Below are 14,259 nucleotides of genomic sequence, written 5' to 3'. Positions count from 1 at the left end.
CCCACCCGTCAGGGTGGCCGGCGGAGCCGGCGCGGAGCCACGCACAGGCCCGCAGGGCCGAGCATGGCGAGCGGGGTTGCCCTCACCGAGCACCCTGGCCTCTCGCCCCGCTGGATCCAGCTCGCGGCCCTCGGCCGCTCCGATCGGCGCCGTCAGGCGTCCGGCAAGCGACAGCGCGCAGGGCGGCCCGGGCCGCCCGGAGGCGAGATGTGATCGTTACCCGCATGGGCCGAGACCCCGCAGGGGGCTCGGTGCAGCTTGGCGAGCTCGTCCGCCCAAGGCGGGCGAGGGAGCCTAGCGGAATAGAGCACGGTGACCGGCCACCTGGCCGGGCACTCGCTCAAATCTGCGCTTCCGCTGCGCTTCGTTGCATCGTACGCTCCAAAGATGGTTCGTACGATGCAATCTAATCTCACCCCGACGGCCGAGACCTATGAGGGCCTGCAGGGCGCCTATGACCACTTCAACGCCAAGCTGTTCGACGGCCTCCTGCCCGGCGCGTTGATCACGCTGCAGCGGGAGAAGATCGCCTTTGGCTTCTTCTCAGCCGAAGCCTTCGCCAATCACGGCCACGATCGGCGCGCGGATGAGATCGCGATGAATCCGCGGTGGTTCGGGATCCGGCCCGTCAAAGTGACACTCTCGACCCTCGTGCATGAGATGGTGCACCAGTGGCAGGCGAATTTTGGTAGGCCAGGCCGCGGCCGCTACCACAACAAGGAATGGGCCGATCGCATGGAGAGGATCGGCCTCATGCCGAGCGCGACCGGCAAGCCAGGGGGGCCGCGCACGGGTGATCAGATGACGCATTACATCGTCGAGGCCGGGCCGTACTGCCAAGCAGCAGACGAGCTGCTGACGAAGCGCTTCACGCTGTCATGGTACGACCGCTTTCCGCCGCCGACCTACCTGCAGATGATGCCGGCGCCGATCGGCGTCGACCTGGCGACGCTCGGTGTCGTCGACGGGGAAGGGGAGGCGGCCCAGCCCAAGCCTATCCGCGACCGCCGAAAGTCGAAATACCGCTGCCCGCAATGCGAGGCGCAGGTATGGGGCAAGCCGAATCTCAAGCTGGTGTGCGGAGACTGCCGCGTTGATTTCGAGGTGGCGGAACTCGGCCGCCAAGTCGAGCTTGGGGCATGACGGACGCCGGCGGCGCCAGTGTCAATCGGGCCCTCGGCCTGACGGTGTACTGGTCTTACCGAGATAGTCCCTTGATCTCGCCGATCTGTGTCCGGATCTCCGACGCCTCGAGCCGGCGCTCATGGACGTAGGGTGAGAGAAACCGATCGAGGGCGCCCTTGCCCGGACTAAGGAGCTCATCGGACAGCGCTTTCAGGTACTCGGTTTTCCCAACCTGCTTCCAATCGATGTGGATCCCCGCGTGCCGGCACATCTCGCTATGGACGAGCATGATGGTGCGCCCGTTCCCCTCAAGGAAGGGGTGCGCGTAGGCGAGATATCCCATGACCTCGCCCGGCTTGTTGGCAACCGCCACGGCGCCGACGGCCAGGCCGTGTTCGGCAGCGCGCCGAATCTCCGATGAGTCGGCGAAATAGGCGACGCCGCCCTTGGTGATGGTCACGTTCGGGGCGGTCGCCGTGCGGTCCTGCCCGGCCCAAGGATAGACCGGGGAGAACAGGGTGCGGTGCGTGTCGAGAATGTCCTGGTAGGTGAGGGGGCCGGGCTTGTTCAGCGCCTTGATGGCATCCTCGAGCCCGGCCTGGAACGAGATGTATTCGAGCGTCTTGACCTGCTGGAGGTCCTTAAGGCCGGCGATGTTGCGCAGATACCCGCGAGTCTCGAAGTCGCCGAAAACGTCGAACGTCATGCCGCCTTCTGGCGGAGGTGCGCGGCCGAAAGCGCCATGCCGTCCTCGGAGCTGATGACCTTCGCGCGCATCAGCGCGACGATCAGCCACTCCGTATCGTCCAGCTCAACATCGGCATCGGACAGCTTCGCGACGGTATGGCCGAAATCGTCGAGCTCCGACCGCTCATGACGGATGCCGTGAACCCGGGCCAGGTCGCGCACGATCTCTGCAGCGGTCCGCTGCTCGGGGCGGGTGCGGGTTACGGTCTGGACCATGGCTAAACTCCTTCCGTAGAAAGAATATATAGCACGTTTCGACGGCCGCCACCGCAGGAAAGGCCTTGTGCGTCAATCCGCTAGGCCCTGCGGATCTGGAGCTTCACCATCCGTTCTGATGTAGTTCCCGCACCGCGGCTTCCCACGTGCTGCCGAGCCGGTCCAGGGCATCGAGGGGATGTTTGTACGCGTCGGAAAGCAGATCCAGCCGGTTGAGGAGGAGGGCCGCGGCGCAGGCCTCGCCTGTCGACAGGACCCCTATGGTCTCGGGGTTCTTCTGAACGCGACGGGCAATCTCGGCAATGGTCTCACGAACGTCCATGGGGTTGCTCCAAAATTGAGGGGGAAGGCCGCTATGCGTTGCAAACTCCGGGAATCTGCTCGGTTCCCGCGGTCTGAGGCAAGCACGTCCGGACACGGTCCCTGGCATCAAAGGTCAAAATCCTGCCGACGCGCGTGCGTGAGGAAATCTCGGGCAGTCCTGGCGGCGCCGACGACATCGCTGCCGGCCAAGTGTAGCAGGAGCGGCAGCAGCAGCACGCCGGCGCCTATGAGCGCGGACCAAGCGAGGACTGCTTTCAGACCGAAGGCAACGACCAGACCGACGATCAGCATGCCGGCGGAGGACGTTGCCAGAGACCAGCGCCCCATCGTCAGGCCTCGTCGACGGTGACGATGAGGCGCACATCGCCGACGGTGCCGACCTCCTCGAAGTTCAGGCCAAGCACCCATTCGGCCGCGAACCGCGCCGCGGTGTCGACGTCGACGAACTGACGCCCATCGCCCGCGCCGCGAAACTCGGTCCCGATAGTGATCACATGGCCCGGCGGCAGATGCCCCCGCGGCCTCTCCCGCTCCGACACGAGCTGCAGCCGGGCGAAGGGGATCACCACCGGCGCCTCAATGATCCGGCCCAGCCTGAGCCTCAGCGCCTCAAAACCCACGGCCTTCTCCGTGTAGTGGCGCGCTGAATTGCGATTCCGCGCCGCGCGCTGGCGATGTCCCAGGACCTCCGCGCTCTTGGCCCGTTCGGCGAACGTCGCCGCGGTCTCTCGGCATGTCAGGCTGGCATAGCCCAGCCCGTCGATCAGCCGAAACCCTTCCTCTTCCTCAAGGTCGAACAGCATGGGTCTTTCCTTAGAGGTGCCACCCTGCCGGGCGGCACCCGATGTCAGTCAGTGGCGCGGGTTGCCCGCACCGAGCACCCCGGCCCGGGCTGGAGTTTGCACGTGCAAACTCCCCAGCAGCCGAGAGGAGGACCGGCGCCAAGTCCGGCGGTGCTGCTCGATCAAGCGACGATCCGTTGATGATGTCGGGCCTCGTCCGCGTAGGCGGAAAGGGGCCTGTCGGCCTGGAAGAACCCGTCCCGCTTGACGGTCTCGCCACGCGGGCCGGTGACGGCCAGGATCTCCGAGATCGACACCGTACCGATCTCCGGGAAACCCATGCTGAGATCACACAGCCCGAAAGCGATATCGGGGTCCTCGGGGTCGAGCTCGGTCAGCAGCCACTTCGCGCCGGTGAGCGGGAAGACCAGCTTGACGACGGGTCGGAAATCGATGGTGTCCTTGCCGGCCTCGGCGAGCCGGATGTTCTCTGCGCCGTTGGCGAGGAGCTGTGCGCGCTGCTCGTTGGTGAAGAGCTCCATGATGAAATCCTCCTTGGCAGGGGTGATCAGGGGTGCGCGATGCCGAGCGCCGAGTAGGCGGCCCATCTGGCTCCGTTGCCCAAATGGCGCTGCCAAGCACCCTCGCTCGGCGCCCACCTGAAGCTGTGGGCCTTAAGCCGGGCGCGCGTGGCGTCGTCCGGCTTGCCCGGAAAGAAGATCTGAAGGCGGTTCGCCTCGACGTTCTCGACGATCCGGATGCCGCCGGGCAGCTCGACCGTCTTCGTCTCAGCTGCGGCCGCAGCCTCCAGATGCGCGACGCGCTTTCTCAGGCGCCGGATCTCGGCGCCGTTGTTCTTGAGCGCGTAGTCGGGAAAGCCGATCCGACCGAGATAATCAGGCGTGAGGAGACCGGCGATTTCCGAGGGGCTGAACCCTAAGCGGCCGAGCTCGTCGTGGTCGCCGCTCCGAATGGCGGCGTTCGCGTCGCGCATGAGGGCTTGGCGCCCCTCCAGTTTCTCAAGCTTGGCCTGCAGCTTCGCCAGCGCGTCGGGGTCATCGCTCGAAACCCCGGCCGAGCCAACAGCGGAGGCCCTGGCTTGCAACGCCTTCGCCTGGTCGTTGAGCTCGAACGCCTTACGGAAGGTACCGACAATCTTCGCTCGGTAGTTCCGATCCCGCTTTTCGGAGTGATGGCCGATGAGGATGGGCTGGCCGAAGGGGATGGCGTCGGCCATGGCCCGGGCCCGGGCATGGGTGCTCGCCCCCTCCGTCTCGATCCTGGCGGCGCGCTGCTCCAGGCGGTCGCGGCGGCGCTGCTGCTTGGCTTCATATCGGTTCATCGGCTGTCTCCTGCTGCGTTGGAGCGGCGAAGGGCGCCGCGGCTAGATCAGGCGAAGGGTTCGGCCTCGTCGGCGTCGGCGGCCGGGCACCGGGTCAGGAATCCGGCCGCCATCGCGATCCGCTCGCGGTCGACGTGGGGGACACCCCACACGCGATGTCCGGAGGGGCGCCGGCACCACACCCCGGCCGGGGCGTGGCAGGTAGGGCAGGGGACCAGAGTGGCCGGATGGTCCGGCCACTCCTGCCCGCAGCGGGCGCAATGGAAGGTCATTCCTTCCCCTTCATCCGCAGGTACGCCGGAAGCCAGCGGGTGCCGGCTAGCCGCCTCTCCGCCGCGGCGACCAGCGCGGCCCGCTTCATGGTGGCGAGGTCGGCCGTGCTCGTGCTCGGGCCCGCCTCTGCGACGGCCTCGATGACGAGGGATTTTTTGACGCGGCCGAGATAGGTCGCCTCGGTCGGCTGCCACCAATCGGCCATGTCGAGACCGACGGCTTGTGCGATCTGGTCGGCCTGGCGAACGCGGGCGCTAGGGCTGGTGGCCTGCGACGTCGTCGCGTTCAACGTTGCGGCGGTGCAGAACGCGAGGAGGTCGAGAAGGGTTTCGGTGTCCTGGTCGAGGATCCACCCCCACCAGTCCGCCATGGCTTCCGGTAGCGCCTTACGCCACTTCTCTCGGCGCTTTTCGAATGCCACCCAAGCCGGCGACACAGTCATACCGGCCCCGAAGGTCTGGATCGTGTCGTCCGGCTTCTCGGTCTTGATCTGGAAAGCGGTCGGATAGTCGAAGTGCCATCCTCCGGAGAGGGCATTGACCGCCAGGGCGTAAACCACTCCGCGCAGCGCGATATCCGGTCGATCCATCAGGACCGCACGGACTGCCGCCGTTTTGTGGGCGCTCATGTCCTCGATCAGGCGCGCGGAAAATTCAGGCTTGCTTGATGCCCCTGGCGCAGTGTCGCCGCGCCGCAGGGCGGCGAGCCGCTTCTTGTCCTCCGGGCGGACGAGGCCGCGCGTGACGATGACACCGTTGCCGGCGTGGCCGATTGCCACGATGGCGCCGGCGATTGCCTTTTCCTCCGGTCGGAATTCGCGTCGGCGATCGTCGAGCTCTGCAATGCGCTCATCGATCTGATCGATCCGGGCGGACACCTCATCGGGCGGGTCCGCCTCGCCCTCATTCTCCTGATACAGCCGGTCCTGTTCCTCGGCGAGGCGGTCGCGCTCGGCCTGTTGGTCGGCGGCGAGCGGCACCAGCTGGTCGACGATCTTCCCGAACTTGGCTTCGTCGTGCCATCCGAGCGGTTCCGCTCGGGTCTCGATCCAGCCCCAGCCTTCGGCCCGAACCGCCTCGGCCTCTTGATCCAGCTTGGCCGCAACCAGACGGTCGAGAATGTCGGCGTCAACCAGATAGCCGGCGTGATCTGGGGCGAACAGGTCATGCTCGATCCGACCACCCGCCTCGCAATAGACGTCGAGCCCGACGAACCGGACGCGGCGATCGTTGGCGCCGTCGACCTTTTCGCTCGTCAGGGCCTGCCTCAGACGCTCCGGGCTGCGTTGCCACTCAAATTGCGCGCCGCTCCAAACCCGCTCCTGCCGCTCGTGATCGTCGGTCAGAGTGAAGGCCTTCAGCTGGTCGATGGTCATTCCGCCGTCGCGGAAGATCTGGAACAGGCTGGGCGACACGCGCGCCAGCTTCAGGCGCCGGCTGACCACAGCCGGGGTGACGCCATGACGCGCGGCGACTTCCTCGACACTGCTGCCTTCCCGGATCAGCGTTTGGAAAGCCTCGAACTCGTCGGCCGGGTGCATGGCCTCGCGATGCACATTTTCCGCGAGGGAGACACCCGTCGCCTCCTCGGCAGACTTCACAACGCAGGGGAGGGGATCGGTCTTATTCCGGCGACCGTCCTTCACCAGTGCGGCGAAAGCACGGAACCGGCGACCGCCCGCGACCACGGCGTATTTCCCCTTCTCGCCGGGGATGACGAGAAGGTTTTGCAGCACGCCGTGCGCGGCGATCGACTCCACCAGGTCCGCGGTCGCCTCGCCGCCGGTTTTCCGCACGTTCTGCGAGCTCGCCACCAGCTTATTGAACGGGATCAGAACCGTTTCCGCCGTCATCGATGCATCTCCTCTCCGCTCCACCAGCGAACAAGGCGATGATAAAGTCTTTATGTCTTTATGTAAATAGATAAATACATAAAGCTTTCTGTTGCCACTGCTGGATCAAAGGCTTAGCCCCTTGTTCGACGAAGGCGAACATGCCGCGCGATAGCGCGGGACGAGGGGAGACGCCCCTCGTCCCGACACCCCCAGGACCGCCGGGGCGCGCAGGGGAGGGCAAACCCCCACCCGTCAGGGTGGCCGGCGGAGCCGGCGCGGAGCCACGCACAGGCCCGCAGGGCCGAGCATGGCGAGCGGGGTTGCCCTCACCGAGCACCCTGGCCTCTCGCCCCGCTGGATCCAGCTCGCGGCCCTCGGCCGCTCCGATCGGCGCCGTCAGGCGTCCGGCAAGCGACAGCGCGCAGGGCGGCCCGGGCCGCCCGGAGGCGAGATGTGATCGTTACCCGCATGGGCCGAGACCCCGCAGGGGGCTCGGTGCAGCTTGGCGAGCTCGTCCGCCCAAGGCGGGCGAGGGAGCCTAGCGGAATAGAGCACGGTGACCGGCCACCTGGCCGGGCATGAGCCCCAATCCCGTCACCGAGCCGGTCGCCGGAATGAAACATGGTCCGCCGGCGTTTTCCGGAGGGAATCGATCAATCGATGGAGGCGGCCATGTCGGACGACGAAGGGCCGATGCACCACTACTCGGTCTGCGGCTGGTCGATGGCGACCTTGCCTGAGCAAGGCGGCGTGCTCGAGATCCGCTATCTTCCAACGCCAACGGTTCCGAACGACCAGGCGTTGTCGATTCCTCTGGTGCTGACCCCCGTCCAGGCGCGGGACCTGTCGGCACATCTCGCACTCCTGGCGGACGCCGCAGAGGGCCGCACCGACCTCATGCCGCAGACGATGCAGTGAATGACGCCAGCGCAATTCGATGTGATGCAGACCCTCTTCGGCTCGGGCTTCAAACCCTACGTCTGGGGCTCGGACGACGCTGGCTGGCGCATCGGTCCCGTGTACCGCGTCCCAACCCGCACGAAGAAGAGCCTGGAGCGCCAGGGCTGGATCTCGGTCGAGCGCAGCCGGATCGGCGACGACGGGATGATCGACTGGCTACGGCCCACGGACGAAGGGCGTCGGGCCTACATCGCTGCTGGGGGAAATCCAGGGCCAGGCGGACGAAATCGGCCGCGGCGCAGCAGAGCACGGTAAAAGTTACGAAGCCGGGCGCTCGCCCCTTCACAGGCTCCGCAACCGAGCGGCTCGGGCGTCGGCACCCACCACGAGTTCCTAACGCTTATGCCGGAAAAAAAGGCCCATTGGCGACTTCCTCAATTCATTGTGCGCGTTTCTTAATGTTCGAAAGCGCTCGGGAATCTGCCGAAGCTTTGGAGCGTCGACAAGCTGGGTGAAAGCAAAACTTGCAGCCCCAAAGGTCGGGGTTCCAACTGCAATGGAAGCCACCTCAAGTCCGGCAGCGACGATCATCGACCCCAGATCGTGACCGGCAAATTTTATCTTCCTATTTCGCAGCGCGCGCACTTCCTTTGAATGTCTCTCGAATGCTCCTTGGATATTTTCAACTATCATATCCGACGTTCGAAAGAACCCTGTCGGGTTCGCTTCGGCAAGTTCACGAATCCCTTCAGCCAATACACCTCGGATTTCCTCGAAGGCCCCCACTTTCCGCATCTCGACGAGTGCCTCTGGAGGAATCGCACCTAGCCATTGCTCGTCAGATGTGGCGACGTGTTGAAGCCCTCTCACCATGTGCAGATGGGTCAAGTCGCCTGGTTCAATCGCGGAATTGTATTCGAGCTTCCAATTGAAATAGCGCCAAGAGGTCGGAGCATCGATCAGCGGCGTGCCACCCAAGTATCTGCTCTTCATAAGCACATCTGTTGCTTGAGCCATACGCCCAAAACATTGTCCAGCAACCATTCGCCCGGCGTGGCTCTCGCCAGCGAAGGCCACCCACTCGCCTGCTAGATGGCGCTCTATCTGCTCACGCAGAGATCCCTTCCACTCGGTGTCAATCAGCAGGCGCGAGGGATCCTTCAGAGCGCCTATAACTTTGTCAGCGGTATCAAGAGGATCGCTAAATTCCAGTAGCTCATCCGCGCTTTCAAAATCTCTCCCATACAGCGCGCCCGCATGCTTCAGTGCATCTGCGTCCGCAATTGCCTTAAGCATCTTAGCTTCATTTTCGTCAACCGAAGATCGGAACGGAGAGAAAACCACTATCGGCTTTGCTAAATCCTCCCGGGCGAGTGCGCTGTACTTAGAGACATTAATAGCATGCTTTATCAGGTAAAATGCTTTTTGCTTCGGCGATCCCATCTCAAATATATGCCTCGAATTCCAGAATGGATCACTCAGGACTATCGTATCAATGTAGAGAGAAAGAGAACTGGCTATGTTCTTCTTGTAGCTGGGAAAGAGGTCGCCACCGTAGATGGCCTTAGAAGCTGTCAAATCTTGAATGTGATAATGTGATGCATCACCGATGCCGTCCCAGAGCGTCTGAAACGACTCCAAGAGCTTTGGTGTTCCGGAAGCAAGCTCTTCAGCTGCAGTTGTATTTTCGGAAACGGCCATAGCAAACTGCTGAGCGTTGTAACCCTTGTTCTTTGCTTCATCGATGATGAAGCCGAGGTTTTGCTCAATGAAATCAAAATACAAATTGCTAATCTCTTTGAGAGAAGCTGCCTTCTTTGCTTCCTCCCTCTCATGCATAGCGGCGGCTACAAGTGTCAACGATCGAATGCGACCATCCACTGTCGCCAGATCGATTCTGCCGTCCGGTCCATACCGGATGGCACTCAGGCTGCGCTGCAAATCATCTGCAAGATGAGAGGCTATAAAGATCTTCCCTGCCTCAAACTGCGCCTTTAATACTTCTAGTCTCCAGCGTAGTTCTTCATCATTCACGCTCAAAATGGTCTCCAATATCTCAAGCTTCGTGGAAAATTATGACGGAAGATCGCCATAAAGGGGCACGATAGAATTGCCCTATCCGATCCGATGAGCAAGGGGACCATTTCCGATAGCGGTGTCCTTCGGTGTTTCAGGCGCTCCGCTCGACGAAGTCGGTCACCGCGGCAGAGGCTGTACCCCGATCGTGTTGAACCGGCGGTTCCCGCACCGTCTGCACGTCAGGTAGCGGTTGAGGTTCTTCAACGGAGTGTAGCGACCGAACCGACCAGCTGCGCGCCAACGGTCGATCGGGCCGACGTGCGAACAGCCGCCGCACATCCCTACGACAACGCCCCACTGCGGCACCTCGGCGAGGGTCCACTTGTCCTCGGGCGCGATGGGCTGGCGATCACGCATGACCCCGGCGCGCCTCGATCAGCTGCCGCAGCTCGGTCGCCTTCGCTTCCTGCACGGCCTCGTCCACCTGCACGTCATCGACATTCCAGCCAGGCGGCCACAGCTCTGCGCCCTTCGGAATCTCGTAGTGGAAGAAGGCGCTGTGCTCGCGGCTGCACGCGGAGATGATCTGGAACGCGGCACGCCGCGCCTCGTCCTCCGGCATGTCGGGGTGTCTGGCCCGCATAGCCTGAAGTCCGGCCTCAAAAGCCGTCCCGAAGCTCTTCCGGGCGACGAAGCGAGCCCGATAGGCGACGGCAACCGCGACCACATCCTCAATCGGATAGTCGCGCACCCACGCCGGCCCCGGCCCCGCCCCCTGGCGAAGGGGAGGCGGGGTGTATCGTGTTCGACGCCGGCTCATCCGCCCGCCCCGGTCTCCTCGGCCGCCTGGTCGCCCCGCGACGGCGTCGCGGCCTCGAGCTGGGCGAGATGCGCGTCGATCGCCGCCACCAGGTCGGGCATCGTCAATGAATGATGGTAGGCCACCACCTCACGGCAGCGGCGCAGCACGGTGGGAAGGTCGAGCATTTCAGATCTGCCGGTCCGGGCCGAGGTAGGGGTGGCGACCGCGAGGGTCGAACCAATAGGCATGAGTCTCCACGGCCAACAGCAGCTCATCCCGCGTCATCGCGCTGGCACGCCAGGGAAGGTCTGGCGGGAGCACGCCACGGCCAAAGGTCGCTTCGAGGTCCTGGACGATCGTCCGAACGCGCCGATGCAATTCGCGATCGGAAAGAGTCTGCGCCTCTTCGATCGTGAGATTGAGGTCGCCGTCGTCCTCGTCGCCGTCGCCGTCGCCGTCGCCGAGGCCGCGCATGATTTCGGTGTCGATGGGATCGCGGATCATGGTGTTCCTCCGTCATCGGGACGGATGAGAACATTAAGAGAACATTTTGCTTGAGTCGACTCTGGATTTTGGGCTAGCCTCCGCCCAGACGTAAGGAGGTGTGCCATGGCGAAAGGCCCCTACAAGATCATCGAGACCTTCCCCCTGAGCGGCGGCAAGAGCCCCGACAGCGACATCGCCACCTGGGACCAGGCCCGCTACGAGGCCGAGTTGGCAAAGGCGGCCGAGGAAGCGAAGACCGGCGAGTTCGCGGAGTTGGCCCAGCTGAACGAGCTGGCAATCCAGAGCCCGGCGGCCGCGGCGGCATGCGAGATCGCGGCGGCCGCCTGCAACTATGAGGAATTTCCCCTGCTCGGCTTCCAGCACAAGTTCTGGCCAGCCGACGAAAACACCGACGACTATGACAACGCGCGGATCATGTGGGCCCATGAAGGCCACGTCTACCGGCTGGACCTGGGCTACAACGTGATCACCGGCGAGGGAGATCTCGGCCTTGAGGTCGACAAGATCCCCGTGATGGATGTCCGGGTCGAGATGAGTGGCTGGGACAAGCCTCCGCGCATTGACGGAAGCCGGCTGCCCGAGGATCTGGCGTCCCCGGACGGGAAGATCCGCGGCACGGTGACCGGGGGCCATGAATATGAGCCGGGCCCCTGGGAAGCGGTTTTGATCGGGGTCGGCGATCAGCTCCGACAGCTTCAGGCGGCTTGATGACCATAAACGGCTTACTGGATGCAGCTTCCGTGCTCGACGACCAGGCCTCCGGACGTGAGGCAGATCGAGCACGCATTCTTTCCGGTGCGCTTGCCCTGGACACACTGTGTCGCGAAGGGACCACTGACCGCGACATTCTCGATGCCGCGGCGGGTCTGCAACTGCTGGCTGCCGGTGGTTCGCTGGATCTTGATGAGAGCGGGCGTGTGCGCGCCGCTCGTCTGGCGGCGGCGGTTCGCACGGCTGCGGGCCAGCCCAGGAATGCTGCGCCTGCGCCACCCACGCGCTCTTAGAACGCGCCGCCCCTCGAAATGGGGGATCGACGGATTCCGCTCAGTCGGTTCTAGATATGCCTGGGTGCCATTGGACTCCAGCGACATCCACCCCGACCCGGGGCCATCCCCACCACGCTCCGGGTCGGACCAACTTCAGCCAGCAGACCCGCGCTACCGGGTCTCGGCCGCCGCTCTCGCGTTGTGCCGGTCGATGAAGCGCTTAATCGCGACCGCCGGATCCAGCTCGTCCCATTCTCTATCCAGGAGGCCGACTCCGCGGCGCATCGTGGTCAAGATGTCGAGCCGTGGCACAGCGTCGGTGTTCTCCGTCGACAAGTGCATGACGGTGTCAGGGATCACTTGGGAGATGAACTCAATCCGAACCACCGACCGCTGGTCATCGGCATCCCGTTCCCCATCGACCGAGTCGAACTCCACCCAACGGGCGAAGAAGCCTGGGCTGAGCTCGACTGCCCGAACGTGAGCGTCGATCGCGGTCAACACCTCGTCCCAGGCTGCAGACACCTCCGAAGCGTAGGAGCCGAAGGCATCTTCGATGTAGCTGCCATAGGCGGCGAGCGTGCTTCGAACGATCTCCGTAGGTGACGGCATCTCCCGTTCCCCTCTGCCATGGTGCCTACTCAGTCTGTGCCTACGGCGAAAACGCGGCAAGGGGCGGCCGAGCGGCCGCTCTGCCCTACTCCCTTGGTCCGCTTCGAAAAACCGGACGATCCGAGCACTTTCGGGTCATAGCCCACCATGGGCGCAGTGTAGACCTAGCTTGAACGAGCCGGCTTCGGGTCCCCGCTGGGCGGGACGTGAGGCCCCGCCTGACGAGGCTGAGAATGAGGCTACTGGCCTTTCGGCCGACTCCTCACCACAATCTCTGTCGACGATTCGGGTCCGCAAGTTATCCGGAGATGTTTGATGCAAGACCTCATTAAAAGGTTAGATGAGTTGCATTCTAGCGAGTCTATGAAAGCCATCAGCAGGTTTATTTTTACGACCATAGCATCATCAATAATACTACTTGTATCAATGATCACCGTTGGTTTATCCGACAAAGAGTCCGCCCAATACGTCTTTGCGCCTATACTGTTCCTAATGATCTTCTTCATCGTGATTTTCGGAATCGCGGCCATTGTTGTCTATGCTATACTACTTACATACTCCTGGAAGAGCAGAAAAAACCGAAAGATGAGAAATACCGTTGCATATATAGCTCTTGCAACAGTCCTCTACATTTTTCTGATGTTTCTTCCCGTCCTTGGCGTTTTTGCCGCAGCCGTGAATGTAGGAAGGTATGCGAGTGGATGCCCCGCAATGACCGCCGAGGGTATTCTTTTAAATAGGTACAATCAAGACTCGCCGGATCGCTGCGATCACCTCGATGGCATGTAGCGGGGAATTCGGAGATTTGAGGTACCGCCCGGCTACTGTGAATCAGAAATGCCAGGACGGGTAGGAACTAGCCAGATGCCGAATTCGCCGACCGTTTGCAGCATCACATCAAACCAGTGTTCGAGCTCGTCGTCCGGGGCCCCCGGTTCGATCGGGACGAGCTCGCGGTCGCCGGTGCGATTGAGACGCCACACTTGAAGCCGCTGCAGGAACACCTCCATTGCGCGAACCTTCAAGGCCCCAGGGACAAGCACCTCCGATGGGTGATCGGCCCGACCGAAATCGAAGCCAATGAGAACGCCTTCGAAAATCCGGGCGACGGCCGCGAGCTCGGGCGCATGCTTCTTCGTCATTTCCGGCGGCCCTTCTTGAGGATGGCCTCGCCGGCGGCGGTGGGTCGGCCGTCCGCATGGAGGTACCGATAGAAGGTAGCTGTCGAGATTCCGAGCTGGTCGCAGATGCCTTTGATACTCTGAGATCGATCCTGAGCGGCGGACGAGGCGAGGCGCAGCTTCGCCGGCGTCATTTTCGCCGGCCTCCCGCCCGCCCGACCCCGAGCTCGGGCGGCCGCCAGGCCCGCGCGGGTCCGCTCGATCATCACGTCGCGCTCCCATTCGGCGAGGACCGCCATAATGCCATAGAAGGCTTTGCCGGCCGCGGTCGACGTGTCGAGGCCGGCGCCGACGCCGGCGAGTATGCGCAGCCCAATCCCGCGCTGCTGCAGCTCCTCTGAGAGCACGATGAGCTCGCGCACGCTTCGGCCTACGCGGTCGAGCTTCCACGTCACCAGCGTGTCGCCTTCGCGCAGAGCCTTCAGGCAGGCCTCGAAGCCGGCCCTATCCGAGTTCTTGCCGCTCGCCTTGTCGCTGTAGATGTGGCCTGGGTCGACGCCGGCGGTTTGCATGGCGTCCATCTGAAGATCGAGGACCTGGCTTCCGTCGGATTTCGAGACGCGGACATAGCCGATCAGCATGGGGGGAGGGGTCCTGTCGCGTGCCGGA

Annotated in this window: 21 protein-coding genes; 6 read left to right on the top strand and 15 right to left on the bottom strand. The window is 63.4% G+C overall.

What is annotated here, in order from left to right; translation table 11 throughout:
* Nucleotides 1-312 precede the first annotated feature (312 nt).
* A complete protein-coding gene (locus tag ACFW16_RS32750; RefSeq protein WP_380313250.1) occupies nucleotides 313-1,143 on the top strand; it encodes a SprT-like domain-containing protein in 831 nt (276 codons plus the stop codon).
* Between the two features lie 55 nt (nucleotides 1,144-1,198).
* On the opposite strand, the gene ACFW16_RS32745 is transcribed toward ACFW16_RS32750, so the two are convergent.
* The 8 genes from ACFW16_RS32745 to ACFW16_RS32710 all read right to left on the bottom strand — a co-directional run bounded on the left by ACFW16_RS32745 (nucleotide 1,199) and on the right by ACFW16_RS32710 (nucleotide 6,661).
* Nucleotides 1,199-1,831: a Fic/DOC family protein gene (locus tag ACFW16_RS32745; protein ID WP_380313249.1), complete on the bottom strand. Its 633-nt coding sequence runs from the start codon at nucleotides 1,829-1,831 to the stop codon at nucleotides 1,199-1,201.
* Nucleotides 1,828-2,088 (bottom strand): hypothetical protein, encoded by a 261-nt coding sequence (locus ACFW16_RS32740; RefSeq protein WP_380313248.1) that lies wholly within the window; start codon nucleotides 2,086-2,088, stop codon nucleotides 1,828-1,830. The genes ACFW16_RS32745 and ACFW16_RS32740 overlap by 4 nt, the downstream gene beginning before the upstream one ends.
* A 103-nt stretch (nucleotides 2,089-2,191) precedes the next feature.
* Nucleotides 2,192-2,410, bottom strand: coding sequence for a hypothetical protein (locus ACFW16_RS32735; protein WP_380313247.1), 219 nt, complete (start codon nucleotides 2,408-2,410; stop codon nucleotides 2,192-2,194).
* A gap of 107 nt (nucleotides 2,411-2,517) precedes the next feature.
* Nucleotides 2,518-2,739, bottom strand: a complete 222-nt coding sequence (locus tag ACFW16_RS32730; RefSeq protein ID WP_380313246.1) for a hypothetical protein — start codon at nucleotides 2,737-2,739, stop codon at nucleotides 2,518-2,520.
* Between the two features lie 2 nt (nucleotides 2,740-2,741).
* Nucleotides 2,742-3,215 carry a hypothetical protein gene (locus ACFW16_RS32725; RefSeq protein ID WP_380313245.1) on the bottom strand — a complete coding sequence of 158 codons (474 nt, stop codon included), beginning with the start codon at nucleotides 3,213-3,215 and terminating at the stop codon, nucleotides 2,742-2,744.
* Between the two features lie 161 nt (nucleotides 3,216-3,376).
* Entirely contained in the window at nucleotides 3,377-3,736 is a 360-nt protein-coding gene (locus ACFW16_RS32720; protein ID WP_380313244.1) for a DUF2958 domain-containing protein, read from the bottom strand.
* Nucleotides 3,737-3,762: 26 nt separating this feature from the next.
* The gene (locus ACFW16_RS32715) at nucleotides 3,763-4,536 is read right to left on the bottom strand and encodes a DUF3560 domain-containing protein (protein ID WP_380313243.1); all 774 of its coding nucleotides are present in this window, start codon (nucleotides 4,534-4,536) and stop codon (nucleotides 3,763-3,765) included.
* A gap of 268 nt (nucleotides 4,537-4,804) precedes the next feature.
* Nucleotides 4,805-6,661, bottom strand: coding sequence for a ParB/RepB/Spo0J family partition protein (locus ACFW16_RS32710; protein ID WP_380313242.1), 1,857 nt, complete (start codon nucleotides 6,659-6,661; stop codon nucleotides 4,805-4,807).
* Between the two features lie 654 nt (nucleotides 6,662-7,315).
* Here ACFW16_RS32710 and ACFW16_RS32705 point away from each other — a divergent pair.
* Nucleotides 7,316-7,561 (top strand): hypothetical protein, encoded by a 246-nt coding sequence (locus ACFW16_RS32705; protein ID WP_380313241.1) that lies wholly within the window; start codon nucleotides 7,316-7,318, stop codon nucleotides 7,559-7,561.
* Nucleotides 7,562-7,858, top strand: a complete 297-nt coding sequence (locus tag ACFW16_RS32700; protein WP_380313240.1) for a hypothetical protein — start codon at nucleotides 7,562-7,564, stop codon at nucleotides 7,856-7,858.
* Nucleotides 7,859-7,936: 78 nt separating this feature from the next.
* Here ACFW16_RS32700 and ACFW16_RS32695 read toward each other — a convergent pair whose 3' ends face one another.
* The 4 genes from ACFW16_RS32695 to ACFW16_RS32680 form a co-directional block, all read right to left on the bottom strand.
* The gene (locus ACFW16_RS32695; protein ID WP_380313239.1) at nucleotides 7,937-9,583 is read right to left on the bottom strand and encodes a hypothetical protein; all 1,647 of its coding nucleotides are present in this window, start codon (nucleotides 9,581-9,583) and stop codon (nucleotides 7,937-7,939) included.
* 388 nt (nucleotides 9,584-9,971) lie between these two features.
* Entirely contained in the window at nucleotides 9,972-10,313 is a 342-nt protein-coding gene (locus ACFW16_RS32690; protein ID WP_380313237.1) for a hypothetical protein, read from the bottom strand.
* Nucleotides 10,314-10,378: 65 nt separating this feature from the next.
* Nucleotides 10,379-10,549 carry a hypothetical protein gene (locus ACFW16_RS32685; protein ID WP_380313236.1) on the bottom strand — a complete coding sequence of 57 codons (171 nt, stop codon included), beginning with the start codon at nucleotides 10,547-10,549 and terminating at the stop codon, nucleotides 10,379-10,381.
* Nucleotide 10,550: 1 nt separating this feature from the next.
* On the bottom strand, nucleotides 10,551-10,868 hold the full coding sequence (locus tag ACFW16_RS32680; RefSeq protein ID WP_380313235.1) for a hypothetical protein: 318 nt from the start codon (nucleotides 10,866-10,868) through the stop codon (nucleotides 10,551-10,553).
* 105 nt (nucleotides 10,869-10,973) lie between these two features.
* On the opposite strand from ACFW16_RS32680, the gene ACFW16_RS32675 reads away from it, so the two are divergent.
* Together ACFW16_RS32675 and ACFW16_RS32670 are read left to right on the top strand one after the other, a co-directional pair.
* Nucleotides 10,974-11,579 carry a hypothetical protein gene (locus ACFW16_RS32675; protein WP_380313234.1) on the top strand — a complete coding sequence of 202 codons (606 nt, stop codon included), beginning with the start codon at nucleotides 10,974-10,976 and terminating at the stop codon, nucleotides 11,577-11,579.
* Nucleotides 11,579-11,875, top strand: coding sequence for a hypothetical protein (locus ACFW16_RS32670; RefSeq protein ID WP_380313232.1), 297 nt, complete (start codon nucleotides 11,579-11,581; stop codon nucleotides 11,873-11,875). The genes ACFW16_RS32675 and ACFW16_RS32670 overlap by 1 nt, the downstream gene beginning before the upstream one ends.
* Nucleotides 11,876-12,028: 153 nt before the next feature.
* On the opposite strand, the gene ACFW16_RS32665 is transcribed toward ACFW16_RS32670, so the two are convergent.
* Nucleotides 12,029-12,469: a hypothetical protein gene (locus ACFW16_RS32665; RefSeq protein ID WP_380313231.1), complete on the bottom strand. Its 441-nt coding sequence runs from the start codon at nucleotides 12,467-12,469 to the stop codon at nucleotides 12,029-12,031.
* 315 nt (nucleotides 12,470-12,784) lie between these two features.
* Between ACFW16_RS32665 and ACFW16_RS32660 the strand changes: the two genes are divergently transcribed.
* Nucleotides 12,785-13,258: a hypothetical protein gene (locus ACFW16_RS32660; RefSeq protein WP_380313229.1), complete on the top strand. Its 474-nt coding sequence runs from the start codon at nucleotides 12,785-12,787 to the stop codon at nucleotides 13,256-13,258.
* Between the two features lie 32 nt (nucleotides 13,259-13,290).
* Here the strand turns inward: ACFW16_RS32660 and ACFW16_RS32655 are convergent, their stop codons facing one another.
* Both ACFW16_RS32655 and ACFW16_RS32650 read right to left on the bottom strand, forming a co-directional pair.
* Nucleotides 13,291-13,611, bottom strand: coding sequence for a hypothetical protein (locus ACFW16_RS32655; RefSeq protein ID WP_380313228.1), 321 nt, complete (start codon nucleotides 13,609-13,611; stop codon nucleotides 13,291-13,293).
* Entirely contained in the window at nucleotides 13,608-14,231 is a 624-nt protein-coding gene (locus ACFW16_RS32650; protein ID WP_380313227.1) for a recombinase family protein, read from the bottom strand. The genes ACFW16_RS32655 and ACFW16_RS32650 overlap by 4 nt, the downstream gene beginning before the upstream one ends.
* Between the last annotated feature and the right edge of the window lie 28 nt (nucleotides 14,232-14,259).

It is taken from the genome of Inquilinus sp. NPDC058860, assembly GCF_042743185.1.
In the GTDB taxonomy this organism is placed as follows: Bacteria; Pseudomonadota; Alphaproteobacteria; order DSM-16000; family Inquilinaceae; genus Inquilinus.
Note: the sequence above shows the minus strand (reverse complement) of the source record. Positions and strands in the feature narration are given on the sequence as shown.